Below are 752 nucleotides of genomic sequence, written 5' to 3'. Positions count from 1 at the left end.
CACTACTCCCGGAATCACGGTTGTTTTCTCTTCCTGAGGGTACTGAGATGTTTCACTTCCCCTCGTTCCCTCCACACTGCCTATGTGTTCAGCAGCGGGTGACAGCCCATGACGACTGCCGGGTTTCCCCATTCGGAAACCCCCGGATCAAAGCTTGGTTGACAGCTCCCCGGGGACTATCGTGGCCTCCCACGTCCTTCATCGGTTCCTGGTGCCAAGGCATCCACCGTGCGCCCTTAAAAACTTGGCCACAGATGCTCGCGTCCACTGTGCAGTTCTCAAACAACGACCAGCCACCCGTCACACACAACTTACGCAGTGCTGTACCGGGGCCGGCAACCGAAGAACGACCTTTACGGCCGTACCTTCAGATACCCAACAGCGTGCCCGACCCGACCGACCATCCTCACGTTCCACGCCGAAGCAGTACTAGTGAAAACAACCTGTCGCGCCGAATAGTCAACGTTCCACCCATGAGCTGACCACCGCCGAACATTTGCCGGCGTAGTGGCTCTGGATTCCTTGCGGAATCTAGATGCTCCTTAGAAAGGAGGTGATCCAGCCGCACCTTCCGGTACGGCTACCTTGTTACGACTTCGTCCCAATCGCCAGTCCCACCTTCGACAGCTCCCTCCCACAAGGGGTTGGGCCACCGGCTTCGGGTGTTACCGACTTTCGTGACGTGACGGGCGGTGTGTACAAGGCCCGGGAACGTATTCACCGCAGCAATGCTGATCTGCGATTACTAGCAA

At 57.7% G+C, this 752-nt stretch carries 1 other annotated feature.

The annotated features are described in order from the left end of the window. Positions 1–559 precede the first annotated feature (559 nt). Positions 560–695, bottom strand: a sequence feature (16S ribosomal RNA rRNA prediction is too short). Between the last annotated feature and the right edge of the window lie 57 nt (positions 696–752).

The sequence above is a fragment of the Streptomyces sp. OR43 genome, from assembly GCF_008042275.1.
Classification (GTDB): Bacteria; Actinomycetota; Actinomycetes; order Streptomycetales; family Streptomycetaceae; genus Streptomyces.
This window is presented reverse-complemented; position numbering and strand designations above follow the sequence as displayed.